Annotated in this window: 21 protein-coding genes; 13 read left to right on the plus strand and 8 right to left on the minus strand. The window is 38.4% G+C overall.

Annotated features, from left to right (window positions below):
* Positions 1–180: 180 nt before the first annotated feature.
* On the minus strand, positions 181–1,431 hold the full coding sequence (locus tag AC6JA8_RS07800) for a methyltransferase (protein WP_497976562.1): 1,251 nt from the start codon (positions 1,429–1,431) through the stop codon (positions 181–183).
* A 17-nt stretch (positions 1,432–1,448) separates the two neighbouring features.
* Here AC6JA8_RS07800 and murD point away from each other — a divergent pair, with 17 nt between their 5' ends.
* Positions 1,449–2,804 (plus strand): UDP-N-acetylmuramoyl-L-alanine--D-glutamate ligase, encoded by a 1,356-nt coding sequence (gene murD / locus AC6JA8_RS07805; RefSeq protein ID WP_497976563.1) that lies wholly within the window; start codon positions 1,449–1,451, stop codon positions 2,802–2,804.
* On the opposite strand, the gene AC6JA8_RS07810 is transcribed toward murD, so the two are convergent.
* Positions 2,801–2,953: a hypothetical protein gene (locus tag AC6JA8_RS07810; RefSeq protein WP_158649614.1), complete on the minus strand. Its 153-nt coding sequence runs from the start codon at positions 2,951–2,953 to the stop codon at positions 2,801–2,803. The genes murD and AC6JA8_RS07810 overlap by 4 nt on opposite strands.
* 79 nt (positions 2,954–3,032) lie before the next feature.
* On the opposite strand from AC6JA8_RS07810, the gene AC6JA8_RS07815 reads away from it, so the two are divergent.
* Positions 3,033–4,808 (plus strand): M24 family metallopeptidase, encoded by a 1,776-nt coding sequence (locus tag AC6JA8_RS07815; protein WP_497976564.1) that lies wholly within the window; start codon positions 3,033–3,035, stop codon positions 4,806–4,808.
* Positions 4,809–4,820: 12 nt separating this feature from the next.
* Here the strand turns inward: AC6JA8_RS07815 and AC6JA8_RS07820 are convergent, their stop codons facing one another.
* A complete protein-coding gene (locus tag AC6JA8_RS07820) occupies positions 4,821–5,591 on the minus strand; it encodes a matrixin family metalloprotease (protein ID WP_497976565.1) in 771 nt (256 codons plus the stop codon).
* Entirely contained in the window at positions 5,588–6,193 is a 606-nt protein-coding gene (locus AC6JA8_RS07825) for a hypothetical protein (RefSeq protein WP_497976566.1), read from the minus strand. The genes AC6JA8_RS07820 and AC6JA8_RS07825 overlap by 4 nt, the downstream gene beginning before the upstream one ends.
* 94 nt (positions 6,194–6,287) lie before the next feature.
* Here AC6JA8_RS07825 and AC6JA8_RS07830 point away from each other — a divergent pair, with 94 nt between their 5' ends.
* Positions 6,288–7,406 carry an aminotransferase class V-fold PLP-dependent enzyme gene (locus AC6JA8_RS07830; RefSeq protein WP_497976567.1) on the plus strand — a complete coding sequence of 373 codons (1,119 nt, stop codon included), beginning with the start codon at positions 6,288–6,290 and terminating at the stop codon, positions 7,404–7,406.
* Positions 7,407–7,902: 496 nt separating this feature from the next.
* On the plus strand, positions 7,903–8,505 hold the full coding sequence (locus AC6JA8_RS07835) for a L,D-transpeptidase (protein WP_497976568.1): 603 nt from the start codon (positions 7,903–7,905) through the stop codon (positions 8,503–8,505).
* Here the strand turns inward: AC6JA8_RS07835 and AC6JA8_RS07840 are convergent.
* The gene (locus tag AC6JA8_RS07840) at positions 8,462–9,322 is read right to left on the minus strand and encodes a class I SAM-dependent methyltransferase (protein ID WP_497976569.1); all 861 of its coding nucleotides are present in this window, start codon (positions 9,320–9,322) and stop codon (positions 8,462–8,464) included. The two genes, AC6JA8_RS07835 and AC6JA8_RS07840, sit on opposite strands and share 44 nt — an antisense overlap.
* A gap of 205 nt (positions 9,323–9,527) precedes the next feature.
* On the opposite strand from AC6JA8_RS07840, the gene AC6JA8_RS07845 reads away from it, so the two are divergent.
* Positions 9,528–11,093: a hypothetical protein gene (locus AC6JA8_RS07845; protein WP_497976570.1), complete on the plus strand. Its 1,566-nt coding sequence runs from the start codon at positions 9,528–9,530 to the stop codon at positions 11,091–11,093.
* 107 nt (positions 11,094–11,200) lie between these two features.
* On the opposite strand, the gene AC6JA8_RS07850 is transcribed toward AC6JA8_RS07845, so the two are convergent.
* Positions 11,201–11,449, minus strand: a complete 249-nt coding sequence (locus AC6JA8_RS07850) for a helix-turn-helix domain-containing protein (protein WP_497976571.1) — start codon at positions 11,447–11,449, stop codon at positions 11,201–11,203.
* Positions 11,450–11,600: 151 nt separating this feature from the next.
* Between AC6JA8_RS07850 and AC6JA8_RS07855 the strand changes: the two genes are divergently transcribed.
* The 4 genes from AC6JA8_RS07855 (at position 11,601) to AC6JA8_RS07870 (ending at position 15,480) form a co-directional block, all read left to right on the plus strand.
* Positions 11,601–12,119 carry a chemotaxis protein CheW gene (locus AC6JA8_RS07855; RefSeq protein WP_497976572.1) on the plus strand — a complete coding sequence of 173 codons (519 nt, stop codon included), beginning with the start codon at positions 11,601–11,603 and terminating at the stop codon, positions 12,117–12,119.
* Positions 12,120–12,143: 24 nt separating this feature from the next.
* Positions 12,144–13,862 (plus strand): HAMP domain-containing methyl-accepting chemotaxis protein, encoded by a 1,719-nt coding sequence (locus AC6JA8_RS07860; protein WP_497976573.1) that lies wholly within the window; start codon positions 12,144–12,146, stop codon positions 13,860–13,862.
* Between the two features lie 3 nt (positions 13,863–13,865).
* Complete coding sequence (locus tag AC6JA8_RS07865; RefSeq protein WP_497976574.1) at positions 13,866–14,714, plus strand: CheR family methyltransferase; 849 nt, start codon at positions 13,866–13,868, stop codon at positions 14,712–14,714.
* Between the two features lie 109 nt (positions 14,715–14,823).
* Positions 14,824–15,480, plus strand: a complete 657-nt coding sequence (locus tag AC6JA8_RS07870; RefSeq protein ID WP_497976575.1) for a hypothetical protein — start codon at positions 14,824–14,826, stop codon at positions 15,478–15,480.
* A 10-nt stretch (positions 15,481–15,490) separates the two neighbouring features.
* Here the strand turns inward: AC6JA8_RS07870 and AC6JA8_RS07875 are convergent, their stop codons facing one another.
* Positions 15,491–16,372, minus strand: coding sequence for a hypothetical protein (locus tag AC6JA8_RS07875; RefSeq protein ID WP_497976576.1), 882 nt, complete (start codon positions 16,370–16,372; stop codon positions 15,491–15,493).
* 12 nt (positions 16,373–16,384) lie between these two features.
* A complete protein-coding gene (locus AC6JA8_RS07880) occupies positions 16,385–18,235 on the minus strand; it encodes a hypothetical protein (protein ID WP_497976577.1) in 1,851 nt (616 codons plus the stop codon).
* Positions 18,236–18,278: 43 nt separating this feature from the next.
* On the opposite strand from AC6JA8_RS07880, the gene AC6JA8_RS07885 reads away from it, so the two are divergent.
* From AC6JA8_RS07885 to AC6JA8_RS07900, 4 genes are all read left to right on the plus strand, one after another.
* Positions 18,279–19,253 (plus strand): hypothetical protein, encoded by a 975-nt coding sequence (locus tag AC6JA8_RS07885; protein ID WP_497976578.1) that lies wholly within the window; start codon positions 18,279–18,281, stop codon positions 19,251–19,253.
* A 50-nt stretch (positions 19,254–19,303) separates the two neighbouring features.
* On the plus strand, positions 19,304–20,242 hold the full coding sequence (locus AC6JA8_RS07890; RefSeq protein WP_497976579.1) for a hypothetical protein: 939 nt from the start codon (positions 19,304–19,306) through the stop codon (positions 20,240–20,242).
* A 138-nt stretch (positions 20,243–20,380) separates the two neighbouring features.
* Entirely contained in the window at positions 20,381–20,905 is a 525-nt protein-coding gene (locus AC6JA8_RS07895) for a hypothetical protein (protein WP_497976580.1), read from the plus strand.
* 130 nt (positions 20,906–21,035) lie between these two features.
* Complete coding sequence (locus AC6JA8_RS07900; RefSeq protein WP_497976581.1) at positions 21,036–21,611, plus strand: hypothetical protein; 576 nt, start codon at positions 21,036–21,038, stop codon at positions 21,609–21,611.
* Position 21,612: the final 1 nt, after the last annotated feature.

Genomic DNA, 21,612 nt, shown 5'->3' on the forward strand with positions numbered 1-21,612 from the left:
AGATAGTGCTGACTGGACAGACCCAGGCTTTGATTTTTATCCAGTGGTTTTATAAAAATAAAGAATGAAGGTCGTTAAGCGAATAGTTTTGCATTTAAGATTTTATTTTTTATCCGTGACTTTGTTTTTCTTTAGAGCGATTTCAAAAATGATGGAGTTCGTTTTAAGTAAGCTTAAAGGTTAGGCCTTTTTTAAAAGCGCCAGGATGCCCAGATTGCGAGGAGAGAGTTCCTCGTCGAAATACTGTTCAAGTTTCACATCATAACCTTCTTCTTCCAGGTATAGACAGCGATCCAGTTGCAGGTAAACTTCCAGCGCGCGACCTAGTTGCCAACGGATGATGTTGCATAAAAACATCACACGAAGCTCTCTTTGAAGAGAGGGATCGGCGTAGAATTCATTGAAGTAGTCATCTGAAAATGTGTGTTCGATTTTGAGCTCGGCCAGTTTTTCTCTGATGTAGAACTGGAAAGGCTTCCAGTAAGTTTGGATTTGGCATTCACCGACATCGGTAGCGTACTTATTGTTATAGTGTTTCATCAAAAAGAGATGAAGGGCATAACGATAATTTTTAACTCGCTCTTTCGTTTGATAAGTTGAAAGCTCCATCGCTGCATGAGACCTGGTAGCGAGACTCAATCCAAAAAGATTCAGGCGAGTGAAGTTATTTTCTTTGTAGAAGCTTGAAAGAGGAAAATCGACTTCCGGATTAATTCTGTAATAGCAGCACCCAAAATTTAAAAGCCCCATTGAGTGATGATCAATTGTGTTTTGGATAAGTTTATTGGCCAGTGGTCCGCACGTATGCAGACCAAGGCTCACGGATTTTTCATGAAACACTTTTTCTAAAGCGCTCTGATCTTCTGGACGGCCAAAGGTCAGGTTCATGAACGTCACATCTTTAGCGCCATCGAGTTTTCTGAATTTTTTCAAACGCTCTTTTCCAATTTCCTGGAACTCGCTGTTTTGGTCAATGGAGATCGAAGGGATCTGGTGGTAGTGGGAAAGGACGCGGGAAAGATGGCCCACGCCACCGCCAATATCGACAACGTAATCAAAGTGACTATGATCGCGGAGATTTTTTAAGACCGGTACGATCTTTTGGATTTCATGCTTTTTCTTTTTCTTCACCCCATGGAAGGCCCACATTTCCAGTGGAAGCTCTGGGGACTCAGGGATCTTTGGAACTTCGGTCAAAGTCTTGATGGTCTGCACGAATTCTCTAAAAGAGCTGCCGGCAAGGGCGGGAATATCGCGCTTACAATCCACGTCATAAAGCTCTTTTTCACTTAAAGAGTCCAGGAGATCAATCCATTCGCGAGGGTAGTCATGAATGGTTTCCGGGTATTCATTCATAATCTCTTCCTTCCACATCGGAGCGTAGAGATTGACGAAATCCAGGAGTTTCATAGCGTGACTTTTATAGTTCATAGGCTATACTTGATAGCATGTTTACACTAAAAAATAAAAGAATTGCAGTTTATGGGATGGGTGTTTCTGGACTCTCGGCCCTTCGTTTTGTTAAGGCCCTTGAAGGCGATCTGATCGCCATCAATGGAGGCGAAGTTACTTCATGGGCCAAGAGTCAGGGAGTGCTTGATTTTGTCTCTAAAGAGGCCTGTTTTTCTGAAACTGATCCTGCCTTGCCAGCTAAATTAAATTCAGTTGATCTGGTGATCCTGAGCCCGGGTATTCCTCGCGACCACAAACTTCTTAAACCACTTTTGGATAAAAACATTCCGGTGTGGGGAGAAATTGAACTCGCGTACCAATACCTTGAGGCCAATAACTTTTTAAGACCTCTGATTGGTATCACTGGTACCAACGGTAAAACGACGACGACAACTTTCTTAGGCGAGATGATTGAAGCCGATCAGAAAAAAGTTTTTGTCGGTGGAAACATTGGGGTTCCATTTTGCGATTACGCTTACGATGTTTTAAAAAACAAAAATCACGCGGACTTTATTCTGCTTGAGCTTTCTAGTTTTCAGCTGGAGAGTATTGATCATTTCCATGTGAATGTGGCAATGATCTTAAACCTCTTTCAAAATCATGGAGAGCGCTACGCGACGATTGAAGAGTACGGGCGTTCGAAATTTTTTATCACTAATCGTTTCACTGAAAACGATGTGCTAATTTATCCGGAAGATTTTCCTATCATTAAAAAATGGGCAGAGACTCAGAAAGGAAAAAAACTTTCCATTAATACAGAAGCTCCAGAAATTGATTTTCCTATTGGGAATTTTAAACTTCCAGGAATTCACAACAAAGTAAACCTGGCCTTCATTCTAAAAGCAGCAAAGAGCTTAGGTCTTTCACCAAAGGCCATCCAGCATTCAATTGATACATTCGCTGGTGTTCATCACCGCATTGAATACGTTGATAAAGTCGTAGGTCTTCCATCTTTTCGCGCATACAACGATGCTAAAAGCACGAACTGGGATGCGACGATGACTGCAGTAAAAGCGATGGAGGATTTCAATCTTCCTATTCACTTAATCATTGGCGGAAAAAAGAGAGGGCATGGGGATTCAATTCTTCCTCACCTGGATTTCTTAAAATCAAGAGTCGCGCATTTTTACTTAATTGGTGAAATGGGTGCGGAAATTGAGAGTGAGATCAAGGGGAAAGTGTCTTATCAAAAGAAGGATACTTTGGAAGGAACATTGAAGTTTCTTAGAGAGAATTATGGTGCCGACAAAGGAGTTTTACTTTTTTCTCCGGCATTCCCATCGTTTGATCAATTTCAAAACTACGCTCAGCGTGGTGAAACGTTCGTCAAACTTCTGGGAACACCCTCTTAGTTGCGGCTAGCTTTTCTCGATTCTTCGATACTTGCTACACGTCTTTCAGCGTTTGAATTGTTTCCGTGAAAGCGGAAATTGTCGATAATTCCTACTTTGAAAAGAAACAGTCCAATAATAATGTAAACCGGGTGGAGTTTTGGTTTCATAAGCACTCTGTGTTGGGTTATAATCGTGAACGCTTTATCGGCAGATTCAGAAAAGAACTTAACTAAAAAGGTATAGTTTATGGCAAAGACTGGTTTTCTTGGAAATACGGAACTCAAAAACAACATTAACGCTTTGAAATCATTCATGAAATCAAAGAAGCTTGATGGCTTCTACCTATCGAGCTCGGACATTTTTTTGAATGAATATGTGCCTCTGGCCGACTGTCACCGCTACTACGTCACAGGTTTTACCGGCTCAACGGCCGAAGTGATTGTCCCTTTAGAAGGGCGAGTGATGCTTTTTATCGATGGCCGCTATTATGAGCAGGCAGACCTTGAGTGCGATCTCTCTCTTGTAGAAGTTTTCAAAGTTCCTTACGGGACAGGACTTCGTCAGGCGATGAAAGAGGCGATCAACTCTCGCAAACTAAAATCTCTAGGTGTTGAAGGAGACCGCATTGAGCTTTCTCTTTACAACGATTTTAAAACTCAACTTAAAACAGAAGCGTTCAACAACGCTGAACTGACAAAAGTGATTTCGTTTCAGGATTTTTCTTTCAATAAGAAAATCATGGAGCTTCCGCTTTCACTTGTGGGTGAGACAACAAAGAGTAAGCTTGAGCGCATTTTAAATGACGGTGAAGCTTTTTTTATCAGCGCCCTTGATTCAATCGCATGGTTAACAAACATGCGCCGTTATGAAATGCCAAGCCAGAGTACGTTTAGAGCAAAAGCACTAGCGACTCGCGAACGCGTTTATTTATTAATGGAGCACATTGAAGGGGAGATCCAAAGCGATGTGATCGATCTTTCAATTGGAAAATTCTCTGAGCTGGAAAAATTTCTGGCGTTAGTAAATGAATACGAAACGGAGTGGAAGAAAAAATCTGGTGAGACAACTTATAAGTTCAACAAGATTTTCTATTCAGCTAATTCAACAAACGCAGCGGACTACTTAAAACTAAGCGCTCACTTCGGTGTTGATAAAATGATCAACAGACCAGAAGGATTAGTTCCATTTCACGCTTTAAAAAACGAAGCGGAACTTCAAGCAATGCAAGACTCTTTCAATAAAGCAGACACTGCTATCTATGAAACGATTCTTTGGGTAAAAGAAAGCATTAAAAATGGAGCGAGCTTCTCAGAGCTTGATTTCTACCATAAGGCCAATGAGTTCTATAAAAACAACGGGGCTTTGGACCAAAGCTTTAATACGATTGCTGCTTTTGGACCTAACTCTTCAATCATTCACTACGGAAGCCCAAGCGCAGACGTAGCGTTTAAGAAAAATGAAATGGTTCTTCTTGATTCTGGTGGATACTTTGAATCTGGATATGCCACTGATACGACGAGAGCTTTTCTAAGTGGAGGCGAAGCAAGTCCTCGCCAAAAGGAAGTCTACACTCTTGTTCTTCAGTCTATTCTTCACACACTAAATGCTGTGTTCCCGGAAGGGACATGGGGATCAGTGGTTGATGGTGTAGCGAGACAGCCGATCTTTAAAGCTGGTTTAAATTACAACCACGGAACAGGTCACGGAGTAGGGATCAACGTTCACGAAGGAGGCTTCAGGCTTTCAACAACGTCAAACGTTCCACTGAGAGAAAACACGGTTGGGTCAATCGAGCCGGGGATTTATATTCCAGGTTTTGGTGGAGTCCGTTTAGAAAACGTAGCAACAGTTGAGCGCCACCCGGAGTACAAGAACATGCTTCGCTTTAAGAACATGGTGTATGTTGGATTTGATCACGACCTGATTGATTTCAATATGCTTTCTGAACAAGAAAAGACGTGGCTTGATGAGTACGAGAAAGAATGCGCAAAACGCGGAAGAAGTTTCAAATACAAAAAATAAAAGAGAGCGGTTTTAAACCGCTCTTTTTTTTCTCATTAATTCAGCAAGTGAGATCAGGGCAAATCCAATAAAAAGCCCGCCCCAGTAATTGGGTTTATCTCCGCCATTAAAATCTACAGTCCCGCAGCCACTAAAAGGCTGTTTTTTAGGATACAGGTAAGAGATACCATCAATATCATCGCGGCCCAGGTTTTTTCTGTTGGCCATCGTTGCATAATACATTAGCGAGTCTTCTACCGGAGAGTGCCCGAGTCCAAAAGCATGGCCTAGTTCGTGGGCGATGATAGAAGCTTTTTGTTCGGCCGATTTATTTTTAAACTGATTATTAGCTTGATCGTTGATTAAAACCAACGATCCATAAATAGTGTCGCCACTGACATTGTTGGGAATAGTCACTCCTAAAATAGCAGCGCTGGAAAAGTTTGAAACGTTAGTGTTGCAACTGATGAGGATATCGCTGGAAACTTCCAGGTCAGGGTTTGGAGTACAATTCGTCGATGGAGTGCAAATCGTATCAGTATGAAAAGCTGAATCGACGTTCACGATACTTCCTTTTCTCAGTTTCAATCGGCTGGTTGGTGATTTGTTCCAGAAACTATCGACGGCCTTGCCGATAATACTCATGAACTCTTCATCTGTGATACCAAGATTCGCGCAGAATCCTCCTGCGAGATTTACTTTGACTTCGTCTTGAGCAAAAGTCAGCTTGGCAGAATTGTTCAGAGTAAACGCTGAAGCATTAAGTGTCAGAAGAAGCCCAAGGGTCGCTAGAGTGTATTTCATAGGACGTCTCCAAAGTGATAAGAGAGTGTAGCGCCAACACTAAAGGCCCTGTCTTCGCTTTCTAGAGCGTTAAAGACATAGGTATAGAGTTCAGCAGACCAGGTCGTATTAAAGTCGTAGCCAGCGCCTAGGTTCACAATAAAGTTTCTCGAGTAGACCGGGTCTTTAGGAAGAGGGAATGAATCGGTGCTATTGCCGTTATTGAGTTCTTCATCTCCTCCCGGTCCCCAGATTCTGGTGAAGTAGAGACCTGCTCCTGCAATAAAAGTCAGGTAAGACGTCTTATACTTGCCGTTTAAGAGAGCAAAGAGGGTCATACGCTTGATATTTTCATCGCGACCAGTCTTGGGAAGGGTTGCGCCAAGCTGTGGAGAAAGAGCTAATTCCTTCGTTAGAAAGATGTCATAACTTCCAGCGAGAGTTGGAAGAAAGCTGCATGTATTAGACTTTCCTTCGCCATCTGTCTGAATTTTTCCTACGTATTCGCAGAGATTCCCCAGTGAGAAGTTTAAATCCCTCGAAGTTGGGCCCGCACTGCTGGTCGCAGCAAAGAGCGGAGTACTGATAAAAAGCATTAGTGTCAGGTATTTTATTTTCTTCATAATCGCTTAGTATTCTGTCAAAAGATAAGTTAAAATGTCTAAGAAAATTTACCTTATTGCTCACGAAATAATCCCCATCGCAAAGGACATGACTATGTTTGATAATTTCGAAATGCCAAAAGAACTTATTCCAAGTGACCCACGTTTTGGTTCAGGGCCTTCTCTTGTACCAACAGAATTTTTAGAAAGACTGGCAAAAACCGGCCACGAATTCATGGGAACAAGCCATAGAAAGCCAGGTGTAAAAAACGTTGTAAAAGAACTTCAAGACGGAATCAAAAAATATTTCAACCTTCCAGAAGGCTACCTTGTAGCTTTAGGAAATGGTGGAGCAACACTTCTTTTTGATATGATCGCTCTAGGGATCGTTGAAAAGAAAGTCACTCACTTCACATGTGGAGAGTTCTCTGAGAAATGGTATAAAGCTTCTAAGCTTGTTCCATGGATTACAGCAGAACAAGTTGCCGTTCCATTCGGAAAAGGGATCAACGGTAAAGCTGTCGCAGGATCAGATATGATCGCTGTCACTCTTAACGAAACATCAACAGGTGTTCAGATTTCAGAACTTCCAGTAGTTGATGCCAATACAATTCTTGCTGTTGATGCAACATCTGGAGCTGGACAATGTCCTTGTGACGTTTCTAAAACTGACCTTTTCATCTTCTCTCCACAAAAGGTTTTCGCTTCTGATGGAGGACTATGGGTTGCGATTATGTCGCCAAAAGCTCAGGCGCGTGCAAAGAAAATCGCAGCAGATAAGTCTCGTTACATTCCAGACATCATGAGCTGGGAGCATGCAATCACAAATTCTGAGGCTAATCAAACTTACAATACTCCTGCACTTGCAACAATTTTCATTATGAATGAACAAGTCAAGAGAATGAACGAGCTTGGATACGCAGAAATCCAAAAACTTTCACAGAAGAAAGCAGACCTGCTTTATTCATGGGCAGAGTCTAAGCCATACCTTTCATGTTTCATCGAAGAAAAACAATTCCGTTCAATCGCAGTAGCGACAATCGATGTTGATTCAAAAGTTAACGTTGATGACGTAATTAAGTATCTTGAAAAGAAAAAATATGTTTACGGGATTGATGGATACAGAAAACTGGGAAGAAACCAGTTTAGAATTTCTATGTTCCACAACATCTCTTACGGGGATCTTGAGAAACTAACAAAACTTCTTTCTCTAATGATTGAATCAAAACTTTAATTTCTCTTTTGGGCCTCATCTTCGAGTGAGGCCCTTCATTTTCTTTATCAATTCATTTCTATTTCCTAATTTCTCCTTTTTTCTTATTTTGTTACCGATGACATTTGCTTGGTTTTTACTGTCGATGCGTATTTTTTTCATGGTGCGATTTTCCTCCTGAGTATCTTTCTGCATAGGAAATGCCAGCGAATCTGGGACAAATTGTCACACTAACCAATGAAAAAGGACGGTATCTGCTTTGCAACTCCGAAGAAGAGAAGAGGGAGCCCCTCCAACTACACAAAAGGTGATGTATGAAAGTTTTAATCCTAGCATTCTTGACCGTAACACTCCTAAATGGTCCAGTGTCTGCCAAATATCATACAGTCGCAGAACTCTACCAAAGAAATGTTGCGGATCAACTGGATCCATCATTTCCTAAATTGGCCTAGGATGGCCTTTCATTCGTAGATGGGATCGAAGCATCACTTTTAATTTAAAACATTAGGAGTGAACAATGAAGTCGTTTATCCTGTCTATTTTTGTGATTTGCTCTCTTAACCTTGTCCATGGGACCGAAAGCAGGCCCTACAATATCCTCGATGAATTAGATCCTCGCGACCCACACATTGAAGAAATCCTCCAATATTATGACGAGCGCTACACCGAAGAAACCGGCGAGTCGCCTTTTATTAGCGAAGGTGAGCAGGAAAAAGGTTGGTGTTATCAAAGCGCATGCCCTGTCTGGGCGCGAATCATACGTGCAGAACAGATGATGTATCTCTACGTCGATGGAGTCGTCACTTATGTCTGGCTGGTCTCAACTGGTATGTCAGGTTATAGAACACCAGCGATGGATCAAAACCCCAATGGAAGAATTTATGACCGATACTCATCAACCACCTGGCCAGGCGGTGACTACAATGGGCTTGGTAATATGCCTTACGCTGTCTTTATTTATGGAGGGTATGCCATTCACGGAACAACCAGAGGAAACTGGCCGATGCTAGGAAAACCGGCTTCTCATGGATGCATTCGCTTACACCCGGACAATGCTTATATCTTTAACCGTATGGTTAGAAATAATGGTGTAGGATCAGTGTGGGTAACAGTGGAATGAAGCTCATCATTGTTTTTTTCTTAACGATGATCACTGCGGCCCCACCAAGATAACTCCAATAGGGAACAAGCTTGCTTAAGAAATAATCCATTTTCTCAAGCCAGCTTGCTCTCTTATCTCCCGGTTGCCTGATAAATTTATCAAGTCTCGAAAGAATAAGACTTCTTTCAACTTTCATATCAGGAAACTTTTTACGAATGAGTTTTAAATCTTCTGAGTTAAGTTTTCTTTCATCTTCAGTGATGTGATGATCGAGTGAGGGAGTATTTGGAAAAAGTTTTTTAAGAAGTTTGGTATTTCTTAGCCTGTCTAGTAAAGGAACATCCAGAGGCTCTCTAAAAATAGCGATACCATTTTCTTTGAGCACGCGATGAATTTCATTCATTGCTGCTTCGATATCGACGTGATGAAGAATATCAATACCGACAATTGTATCAAAAGAGTGATCTGTAAAAGGAAGACTTTCGGCCGCACAGACCACAAAATGCGCGCGCTCGTCTGTTGGATAAAGGGAGAAAATCTCGCGACAGTTTTTTACGTTTTCTTCACAGATATCAAGGCCAGTGACCTGGTAGCCAATCTTTGAAAATCTCAAAGCATTGTCACCGGGGCCACACCCGAAATCCAGAAGTGTAACTGGTGTGTGGTAAATCGACTGATAATGTTTCTTTGAGAGTTCATACGTTCTCCAGTAACTATTCCAGGGTCTCTGCTCTTTTCCTTCAACGGGAGAGAGGTCGATATGCTTGGTTGGATCAAACGTGAGAGCGAATTTTTCGTAGTAGTTTTTTTCTCTGGCCTGCCTTTCTGTGAGCATAAATCTCCTTAAGAATGATGTGCCTTCATATTTGTACCTAAGGAGAAAGACTCATTGAATTTAATTTTTGTTTAAGCTTCGGTGTTGAATCTCTCATCACACTGTCAAAAGTATAGACACCATATAGTTTATAACCCTTTAAAAAGATGACTTCAGGTTTGGGTCTAAAACTTGCTTCTGACACCTACGAATGAGGCATATTTTTATGAAAAGATGGATAGCAGTCTTTGCATTACTATTTTTAGGTGTTCAAAGTGGAGTTGTGTACTCCGCAGAAAAACCCGTGACTATAAAGACCGTGCTTCATGACGCCTATGGGGGAGAGTTTAAAGTAGCCCTTACTAAATACACTAACCATAATGGTGAGTTTGAAGTGCGCATTGAGGCCGCAGGGATTCCTCGCTTCGCCAGTAAGATTAATCCTGTTATTGGTTTCGGCCGTGATATCGACGGAAATGGAAAAATCGATTCATGGTTTTTAATCACTAAACAAGGAATCGACTTAGTGAGACTAGAAGGATCTGACCCTACGGGGACAGATGTTTTAGGTGATATCTTAGTCAAAAAATACCGCTCAACATTTACGATGTATGCCAGCTCGGCAGCTTCAAGCCTTTTAAGTTATCTCTTTTTATCAGTAAGTGCTGGAGTGGATGTCCAGGAAGAGTATTACCGCGACTGGATGGACTTAGAAGAGATGCGTATTCAATTTGAAGATGATATGGCGAACTTTGGTTCTGCCTATACCTACAATCAAATACAGTATCACCATGAACTCATTTCTATGGGGTTTAAAGATCTTGCAAACCGCATGGAGACCTTTGGAAAGAAAACTTTCTGGGGTTATGCTTTCGCAGATATTGGTCTTTGGATCACGGGCGGTGTTGTGCTTAACTGGGGAGCTAAAATCCTGGCAAAAGTCGGCTTAATAGCCTCAGAAACGGCATTCGTTACAACAGTAAAAGAAACCTTGATTGGTTTCTTTGAAAAACAAAAGGTCGCGATTGAGAGCCGTCTATCAATACTAAAAGATAAAGTGGCGAGTACCAAAGCGAAGTTTGGAATGAAAGTCGCAGAAAAAGAAGTTGTCACTGCTTTAACTGTCGCAACTTATAAAAAAGCATTAACTGCGACCATCAAATCACAGAAGATGAAACAACGTCTTCGGCTGTATCTGGCAAAGTCTATTAAGTGGCCGAAGAAAATCCTTAAAGGAGCAAAGTCTGAATGGCAGTACATTGCTCTCAATACAGGAGTACAGATGGGCTCAGAGGCCGTGGCCCGTTATGATGAAATTTATGATCCTAATCCGCTAGTCATGGCAAAAAATTTAGCGACTAACCCTGAAGTGATTCAGAACGTAGGATTCATGACGACAGATACAATTCTTATGACTGGTATTTCAAAAAATCTTAAAACCACTAAGGCGCGTTTTATGGCCAGTGGAGCAGTGGCGATTACGAACTCATCAATTGTGAACTTCGCTCTTAAAGATGATGCCAATATATCTCGCGTCGCTTTTGATACGGCATGGGAGACTGTCGTCGGAAATGCACAAGTGCAGATTGATTTAAAGGCGCTGGAGTATTTTGAAAAGATGGCCTTAAAGAAAGGAAATCCTAAATTAAAACTCGTAGGTTATGCTATCGCACTGGTTGATATGGGTGTTGGGTATGTGACCTATTCGAAAGTTACCTCGGCATTGGAAAAAAATGAAGCTCCTGTCGCTGAGCCAAAATTGATGCTTGTGCCAGTTCTGGCAGAGAATTGATGTAATAGCGAGTTATTAATTTTTGTTCAAGAAAACGATATATCATTTGTAAAAACTGAATATCGTCATTAAAAGGTATATTTATTTACAAAAGAAATAAAAAAAAATTATTTCCCTATTAAAGACAGCGGTGAGACTCCTAACTGATTCGCAATTGCAGTTATGGTACTCATTCTAAAGTCTTCCGCCTTTACGTTTTCAAGTTCCCATACAGTAGAAGTTGCAATTTTTGCCGCAGTCGCCAGTTCCTGCATTGTGAGCCCTTTTTCCAGCCTGGCCTTCTTTAAATTCTTTGCCAGGTTGCTGATAAGGGTTTTTAGCTCCTTGTCCTTTATACCTTTGATATTTCTGCCCATCGAAATACCTCCTATATATCAGGATACCTATACTTATGATTTTATATCCATAAGTTTATGTCCATATTTTTATTCCAATATGGATTTATCCTTAAAGTTTTTAAATTGAGGGCCGATAAGCAATATGTAAGACAAATTAAGGGAGGAAGAGATGAATAAAACTGAAGAGGCTTCAGGTAGAGATGCTTTTGCATCTATGGAAGATAACGGATTGAGGCACTTGGTTTTTTCTATCAAAAACGAAGAGTATGCTTTACCTCTTTTAAGCGTAAAAGAGGTGATTGGTATGACAGGAACAACGCCAATTCCACAATCTCCTGCTTATTTCAAGGGAGTCATTAATCTGCGTGGACAAATCATTCCTATAATAGATCTTAGGGTAAAGTTAGGTTTACTTACACACGCAGACGGCCCAGAGACATCTATTATTATTCTCGATTATGGAACTTCGTGCGTTGGGCTAGTTGTAGACTCGATTAATTGTGTTTTGGTCTTTTCATCAAATGAAGTTGTGGCCGCAACTTTTTCAGATAATGCCCTAAAGCATTCTTGTATCAGAGAAGTCGCCAAAAAAGGGGACCGTCTTATTTTAAGCCTGGATGTTGAGCTGATGCTTAATATTTCAGATCGACAAATTTTATCGCAAAAGAATTTAAAGCAAGTTGCTTAATGATTAACATTCATAGGGGGAATTATGAGTAAGTGGAGTTTGAGCCGCAAAGTGTGGGCTATTTTGTCTTTATTGATCGTGGCGTTTGTAGGGTGTGTTTATTTAGGTCTTAGTCGAATGTCGACAATCAGAAATGAGCTAAATGAAATTACAACTATAAATGTGAAGAGGGATCAGCTGACCTCTGAGATCCAGGATGCTCAGCGAGTCCTGACGATTTCTACGTTTGAGCAGATTCTAGAAACTAATCCAGAAAAATTGGTTTTGATTAAAAAACGTTATCAAGACACTAAGGTGTCGATTGCAAAGAGCATGGATGAGTATCATTCAATGGCCTCTGATCAAGGAAAAGCATTTTTATCAGATTATAAAGCATCTTTAGATAATTGGATTGTGAGCGCAGATAAAACTGCAGAACTTGCTCAAAAGAATCTTAATAAGGAAGCTTATGATCAGATTTCTTCTGCTGAAGACTATCGCCAGAAAATGAGAGAACAAATCAGAAAAATGAATGAGTTGACGGCAAGCCAACTTGCAGAAAAGTCGGCACATGCCAATGAACTTGCTTCTAGTGCAATTATGATGACATTAATCATTTCTGTTGCGGCCATCGTATTATCAATTACAGTGGCATTCTTTGCTTTAAAATCTGTGACGAATGCAATTAATGAAGTTGTAAAAAGCCTTTTTGATAGCTCGGCTCAGGTAAGTAGTGCAGCAGCTCAGATTGCTTCATCAGCAGAAGAGCTTTCACAAGCGACAACCGAGCAAGCAGCATCATTAGAAGAAACTGCTGCATCAATCGAAGAAATGAACTCAATGGTTGCGAAAAACTCAGATAACGCAAACTCGACAGCAACAACATCAGGTGTCTCTCAACAAAAAGCCGCCGATGGTAAATTAGTTGTAGAAAAAATGATCAACTCAATGGGGGCCATTGATAAGAGTAATACAATGATCATGGAACAAGTTAACTACAGCAACAATCGCATTGCTGAAATTGTAAAAGTGATTGAAGAAATTGGTCATAAGACAAAAGTTATCAATGATATCGTTTTCCAGACAAAGCTTCTTTCTTTCAATGCTTCAGTTGAAGCGGCCCGTGCTGGTGAACATGGAAAAGGATTCGCAGTCGTTGCAGAAGAGGTGGGGAACCTGGCAGCAATGAGTGGAAATGCTGCTAAAGAAATCGGCTCTCTTCTTGATGACAGTATCAATAAAGTAAATGAAATCGTTTCAGAAACAAAAACAAAAGTTGAAAAACTTATTGTCGAAGGTAAGAACACTGTTGAAACAGGTGGTGTGGTTGCTCGTGAGTGTGGGGACGTTTTAGAAGAGATCGTTCAAAATGTTTCAAGTGTATCTCACATGGCCGCAGAAATTGCGACGGCCAGCCAGGAGCAGTCAAAGGGTGTTGATGAAATCACAAAGGCGATGGGGCAACTTGACCAGGCCACTCAGCAAAACGCTTCAACAAGCCAGGAATGTGCAAGTGCCGCTGAAGAGCTATCAGCTCAGGCAGAGTCTTTAAGAAAGGCCGTAGGCCAGCTGGTTCTGACAATCAATGGTCAGGATGGACATAAAGAAGAAGAGAATTTTGCCACAACTAATGTAGCTTACTTAAAGCAACACACGGTAAAAAAGCAAGCAGCGTCTTATAATACTCAAAGACCAGTGGCCGCTAAAAAAGTGTCTGGCGACAGCACTCCTAGCTACCACCACGACGGTTTTAAGGACGTTTAATTTATGAGCTCAGCAGTAAAGGTAACATTGAGAGAGGGGGGACCCTCTCTCTCTTTAAGCGATTCAGACTTCAATTATTTTTCAGAAGCAATCTTTAAGCGCACTGGGATTTACTTAAGTCCGGTCAAGATTGACTTAGTGAAAACTCGCTTAAGAAAACGTTTACAAGCGCGAGCGCTTTCAAACTATAGCGAATACCGTGAGCTTCTGGAAAATCTGGATAATAACGATCCTGAGTGGCAGTCTTTCGTGAATATGCTTACGACAAATAAGACATTCTTTTTTAGAGAGGCAGGTCATTTTGATTTTTTAATCGAGCAGGTCATTCCTGAGTGGTTAAAGAAAAATGAAGAGACATTTAGATTGTGGTGTGCGGCCTCTTCAACAGGGGAAGAGGTTTATTCGTTGGGACTTGTTTTAAAAAAACACCTACCACCAGATCGCAAATTTTTTATCCTAGGCAGCGATGTTGATACAAAAGTTCTCTCTGTTGCCGAGAATGCAGTCTATCCTCTCGTTGAGCGAGAAGGGATTCCAGAAATTTATCATGAATGGCTGACTGTCGGGACAAAAGAAGCTGCGGGCTGGTTTAGAATCAGGCCTGAATTAAGAGAGAGTATTTCTTTTAAGCAGATCAATCTTGTAAACCCGGCAATGGACGAGGAACCTTTTGATGTCGTTTTTTGCCGGAATGTACTGATTTATTTTCAAACCGATACGATAGGAAAGGTCAATGAGCTGCTTTATAAAAATATAAGGCCTGGCGGGCATTGTTTCCTTGGCCACTCGGAGAGTTTTCAGAATATTTCGCATAAGTGGAAGAATGCAGGGATTTCGGTTTATAAAAAGTAAGGTCAAATTTACGTATCGCTATTCCGATTCTTCCTGTCTGGTATTGTTAGAAGTTAAAAAGTCTATCAAAAGCATTGTAAAAAATTAAACATAGATTAGCCTTAATCTTATGAAAAAATTATTTATAATGCTTCTTCTTATTGGGTCCCAATCTCTTTTTGCAGCTCCTGGTGGACAACATAAAATTAACTCTTCCAGCTGGTCTTTACTTTATGGTTATGGAAAGAATGATAACAATCAAAATTACAAACCTGGAGGACCTTCTTATAAAGCTTTAATGGGAATTCGCTGGGAAAGTAACGTCGAGTTAAACTTATTTATCCGCTACGCTTCTCAAAAAGATGATATAAAATTCTCTAACATCGAAGGGGATATTAGTAGAACTAGTCTCACTGGTGGCCTGCACTTTGGTTATTGGATTTTTTCATTTTTTAACGTTCATGCTGGTTATGCTCTTCATTCCAGTGAAACCAAGGTTAATGGGAATTACAGTGCTTCTCAAACCTCAACCATCAAAACTGATTACAACCTAGGAAGACTTTCAAGCAAGGGGTTAATGGCCGGAGCAGACGTCGTACTTCTGAAAGGAAAATACCTACAACTTTACGCCAACTACGATTACTACCACCACCTTCATGAGAGCTCGAATGATTGGGAGGCCATGGTAGGAATCCGTCTTTACCCTGGGCCTTCATCTGGATCGGGCTCAAGTGGTACAGGAAGCTTCTTTACTAAGTTCTTTGATTGGATAGTTTCTAAAAGTTAATAAGAAATCATCATCGCTTTAATATGTCAGAATACGGACGAATTATTTTTTTATAACCGCAGGTGACAGGAAAGTCTTTTTGATGATCGTCCAGACAATAGGCTAAGCGCGTATTTTTTCCTGGGATATCTTTGTATAAAGCTACATCTTTACATTTCTTATTATAAATCGTGTCGATGAAGGGCTGACACTCTTTTGACATTCTTTCTAGAGACATAGGCACAGTAACTTCACTTTGATAAATCATTTGAGAGAAGAGTTGAAAAATGATTTCTTTGTACAAGATCGAATCTTTATCTAGAATTGTCTTATCTTTAAGCATTAAGCGCATACCATCAATAAAATCTTTCATTGTTTGAAAGTTAGCTCTTAATTCCTTATGCGCTTTGGGAAGATATACCATTAAAGCGCTGTAGTCTTCTGAGACTTGAGTATCTTTTAATTTCCAATCATTTTCCATTTTCTTTAAGGCTTCTTGGTTTATCTGAAAAGTACAAAATTTTCTAAGTTCTGCAGGAGAAACGATCTTCTTCTGGTCATCTTTATCTTTTTGGCTTTCAATTTGCTGAATTTTTTCTTCATAATTAGGGTGAAGCATCGCATTTTGGAGAAGACTATCCCAAATTTCGGTATGCGAGTTAAAATCGCTGGCCCTAAAAAAAGAAAACATACATGAGGTGCTATTTTTAAATGATTTTAATAATTCACCATCTTTTTTTGGGTCTTTTGATTCTATAAAGGCCATTAATTTTTTAGACGTTTCATCGTAAGCTTTTTTAAAGTTTTCATCTGATAAATCAATTTTTTCGGCAAATGGAGAAACGAAAGGATTTACACTTTGAGCGTGCAATAGACCTGAAGTTAATAAAATGAAAGACAACTTTAAAAGCATCTTGATCTCCATTTAGTAAGCAACTGCAAAACATTTATTATCGATACATTTCGGCTCAAATCTTTTTCCTAATTCATCATTTCTTTCTGTTGCCCAAAATTGCTTCGAGATTGCAGTACAAGATTTTTGAGTATTGGAAACATAACTCGATATGGCCACTCTGCTATTAGGTTGCTTTATAGAAAAAGCATACATAATAGGGGGAAATATATTTCCTCGAGCATTACTTAACTCACATTCTGAATCAACGTTACAAAGATTAAGATCATTTGAATTGACAAACTTTTTAACACTTTCAGTAAAGCTTGGGTAAGTGCAATTGTTGCTGATAACTTCACAGAGACCAGCAATACAATCAGCAGAAACTTCTGGTATAATTTTTATGTCATTACATATTGGATTCTTATTGGCTGGGTTTGGTTTTAAAAAGTCATCTTTAAATGAATTATTAATGGCGATGGGATTTAAGCAGTCTAAATTTACAGAAAGACAATCTGATTTTTGATTACAAAGCTTTTTGCAATTATTTGCTGTATTTTTTAATTCCGCAAAATGGGCCTGGCTTATACTAGTACTGCTTAGGGCGAAGTCACATCCATTTGGATCTTTTCGACTAATCATTTTAAGAGAAGCAGCTTTTTGTTTTATACAGTTTGATTTACTATCTAACAATTTCAAATAATCTTTTTGTGTAGTAGCTGCTGAATAATATGAAATAAACTGTTCCGCAAAAGAGCATTTAAATTGCTCTTCTCCTTTTTCCGAAAGAAAGTTAATGATTCCTTTTTGATGTTGGTTGGCTATTTTTTTTGATATTAATGTTTGGATGAGATTTGATTCGTCTGAATAAGAAACGATGTTTCGAATTGCACTCTCTGATGGTTTTATTTTATTTAAAATCGGCAAAACCTTTTGATTGTAGTAATCTGGATTATCTTCTAGGAATATCCTTAGCCCTGGCCCAAATAGAGGCAAAGTTATGCCATTGATTCTTTTATTAAAATAAAAATCAGCTTCACTGTGATTCCAAGTAGTATTTCCTCTTAAGGCATATAAAGATGTTAGTAACTCCGATGGGAGTTTATTTAAAAAATCTAAATCAGTGCTAAATTTTTGAATGATTTGCCATGAGTAGTCCTGATTCCTTTGATTGAACGTGGCAGCTATTTCTGGAGAGTAAGTAATAAATTTGATTAAGTAATTTTTAATTTCTGCAAGAAGATTAGGTTGATCATTGAAATTGTTTCCAGCTCCTGTGTCTTTTTCAATTGTCTTTACTAGGTAAAGTCCAGAGCAATAAACCCCGTCATTATTATTTTTTCTTTGAAGCTGATCTTGGGCATATTCAAGAACAACTTTCGTTTTATAAAATGGTAGATCTATTTGTTTTTTATTTTTGAAAATGTATTTTTCAAGTAAAACGCTTTCAACTGTGCAAGTTTTCCCCTTCTCAAAGTGAGGACCAATAAAATTTTCAAATGTTTTTAGAGATGAGGTTTGATAATTTGGAGTAGCTTGCATTCTTATAGGATTTTTACTGCAAGTAGTACTTAGACGAACGCACTTATTCGATACACACTTTGGAGTATAGCAAACCCCATTAATGATGACATTGCCGTTCTTATCAGGCTCACAACTCTGGGGTTGGAACTGTTTGATATAGTTTTTGAATACGTCATCATATTTGGTATTAATAGAATAGAATTGGCCGCAAATCCTGGCTTCCTTGCAATCTATATCTTCTTTGCATACTTGTGCACATTGAGCTGCATTCTCAGGGCCGGGGGGCTTGGTGCACTCATTTGAAAAAATATTAATTGAGAAGAGCAACAAATAGATTGCAATTAAATTTTTTAATTTCATTATATTAATATAAACAAAAAATAATATTTTAATAGGAATATTTATGAAGGTTTCAAGTTTGGCCCTAGGATTAATCTTTCTTGTAAGTAATACCGCTGTATCTGAGCAAATTACTCTGGAAGATCGGGTTAACCGCCAAAATAGAAAGATGGTTGAAAAAGAAGAAGAGATGAGAAGGAAATACGAGCTACAGGCAAAAGAGCAGCAGGCCAAATATGAGAAAGAAAGAAAAATTCAGGAAAAAGCAGATAAAGAAGAGAAATTAAAGAAACTTGAAGCGAAGTATTCAGAGGATCGAAAGAATATTGGTAAAGAGCTCACTAATGTAATTCGTTTGGTTGGTCTTTCAAAATTTTCAGAGGAAGAGGCCAAATTTTTAAATACTCGTATTGAAACCACTAACAGCTTAAATGAGCTAAGTATTTTATTTGATATTTGGGACCGTGATAAATACGGCAATTGGAAAAATAAGATAAAAACGCGGGTGGTTTTTTTTGATATCGGAGAAAAATTCAAAGTTAAAAATTTAATTTATTCTGAATCCGATTACCCCTATTACTTAATATCTGCTTCAACGGGTGACGACTACTTGATCCCTTTGAGCTCTTTTAATAATTTTTTTGTTAATAAGAGCATCATTAGAAATCAAGATCTAAGAGTTGTTCAGTTTGCAGAAGCCTATAAAGACAATCAAAAAGAAATCAAGGCCATGTTCTGCGCAAAAATAAAAAATTATGCACAGGTAGACACAATTAATAGGGATCCTAACTTTGTTGAAAATGCAGAGGAGAATGATCCGAAGCTTTTGGATTGGATGAAATCAGTGGATATTCGAGTTAAAGAAGCTGCTGAGTCTTTAACACCTGCATATCAATTTAAGTTGGATAAGGGAATTTATAATAGCGAGCTGTATAATGGGAAAAATATTTGTTATGGAGCGACTATTAAGAATAGACAATCTTTTATGGCCTTGACTTATTATATGCCAAGACTTGTTTACGGTTCTTGGAGGTTTTAAATTATACTGCTTCTAAATACTTGTCCAATGGAATTGTTACAGGAGAATTGATGCATATTCTTTTATTGTTAATTAACCTTACTGTCGCGAGCGAGGAGAATTTAAACATTGTTGCGAATGAACGCTTTTTAGGAAAGCAAGATGGTTACCATGGTAGTTTTTTTATAAAAAAAGGAAATGGGGAAGTCCTTAAATCGAGCAATGGTAAGATGATAATATCTAAAGAAGAGGTCATTTATAATGGTAAGAGCGCAAATTTTTTAGATTTAATTAAAAAAAATCCTAAACAAAATGAAACACAAGGTGTGGTTTTGTCTGAGTTCTCATTCTTGAAATACTATCCTTCAGATGAAAGTATCGAAGTAAAAATTGATCAAATGCTAGATGGAGGTTTTGTTGTTGAGTATAATAATGAAAAAAACATATTTTTTGTTTCTAAGGATAGTGGCTATTCTAACGTAGGTTTTCAAAGTTATTTCCCTCCGGGAAGTGGCCAGAATAATGTAGATACTGTTTTGAGACAAAATCCAGATCTACAAGTGTTTTTAAGACAGGTAGAGGAGTGCACTAGCAAAGAAAGTGTTGAATGTTTAAAGGAATTATCTTCTCCTTCTTTGAAAAAAACATTAGATGAAAAAGTTAACAGAAGAATTATTTTTGACGATCCTCTTACTTGTAAAGTTTATAATCAAAAGAACAATCGAAACCTTGAAGAGAGTGCAATCCCAAAAGGACTTGCAAATAAGGCGAATCACAAAAATACTAAGTTGTGGAGTCACTTAAAAGAAGCATCTATGTTGAATAATTCAACAAATTACATTCTTTTTCATACTCAGAATCATTTTACTGCACAGGTGAAAACACTCACAGTTATTCGTAATATTCTAATAAAAAATTCATGTGATAATTACAATGATCTCGAATTAGATTTAGAAAAAGTTAATAATGAATGGAAGATCATGAGTTTGTTTTTAACAAATAGGGATTAAGTTAAAAAGACATTCAATGGGATGCTCCAGCAGACTTTTTTGGTGATATAGTAACAAGAAAGGTGTGTCGGAACTGACCTATTTCAGGCAAGGACTGTGCTTTGAGACTAGATTTTTTTTCAGTCTGAGGAGTTTTAATTGAGAGATAAAAAAACTATTATGTATCAAGTAGTTGCCATTGTCTTAACGGCAGCAGCTGCTTCTGTTGCTGATTTTTTTTATCATCTAAGCTGTTTCGTTGGATCAGGATGTGTGCTTTATGAACCGTTTAAGAATGACTCAGAAATTATTTTTTTATTTCTTTTTTTGGCGACAGTGATTCTTTTAGTTTTGCTTTTTTGTGTTGTTGCGTATTTTTTCCTGTGTCGAAGCAAAAAATATAATTATTCGGGACTTATAAGAAAGATAGCACTGACTATTGGTTGTTGGGTTATCTTTTGTATAAGTTTTTATTCTTTTCGTTATTGTATCATGAGTACCACTTTTAATAGTCGTAATGAATTTCTTAAGAATGCTTGGATTGATTGTGAGAAAAAAATGATTTTCCTATCTAAAATCAACTTTCAATTAAAAAAATTGCCAGAAGTATGTAATTTGAGGGCTGGAGCAGGGATTGGATCATATAAAAAAGTAACAATATTCGGAGACATCTTAGAAGAATAAAAAACTGCTCACTGTTATGATAAGGATTTGAATCCTAATCTATTTAAAAAGAGAATTGGTTTTTTATGGATATTGGTTCCAGCACCAGCTGGAAGGAAATTGAAGGCTATAGAAAGATGGAATTATATTAATGAAAATATTATCACGAAGAAAAGTAATTTCATTTCTAATGACATCGTTTAGTGCATTGTTTGCGACAGTGATAATTATCATTCTACAGCTCTATATCTATTTTGGGGCCAGGTACGAATTATATCCAAAAGCATTGGCCGATAAATTTCAAGTCACGTGGCAGGAAGAAGGAGGTTACGATCCTTTTAATAGTTCTTGGGATTTGCAATGGTATTTTGAACTTCCTCTATTTATAGCGTTCTTTTTCTTGATTAAATTTGTAATTAATAAAATAACAAAACGAGAGAACTTATATAAAATAAGTCATGTGTTTTTATTGTTGTCAGTTTATGTTGTTTGTCTGTCGCAAAGTAGTTTTGGAAGAGATTTATTTTTAGCTTATTTACCAGAAAGAATAGAAAAATCTATTGAGATAAATTGTTTAGAAAGTGTGATAACCATTAATCAAAAAAAATTTTCAAAGAACCCTTCGTTTTGCATGTATTGTCCACACAACGATAAAGGGTGTGTCTTTAAGGGACTAAAAGAGCCGGAATTTAATAAACGAATATTTCGTTGGCTTTCTAAAAGTTAAG

The sequence above is a fragment of the Bacteriovorax sp. HI3 genome (genome assembly GCF_059738875.1).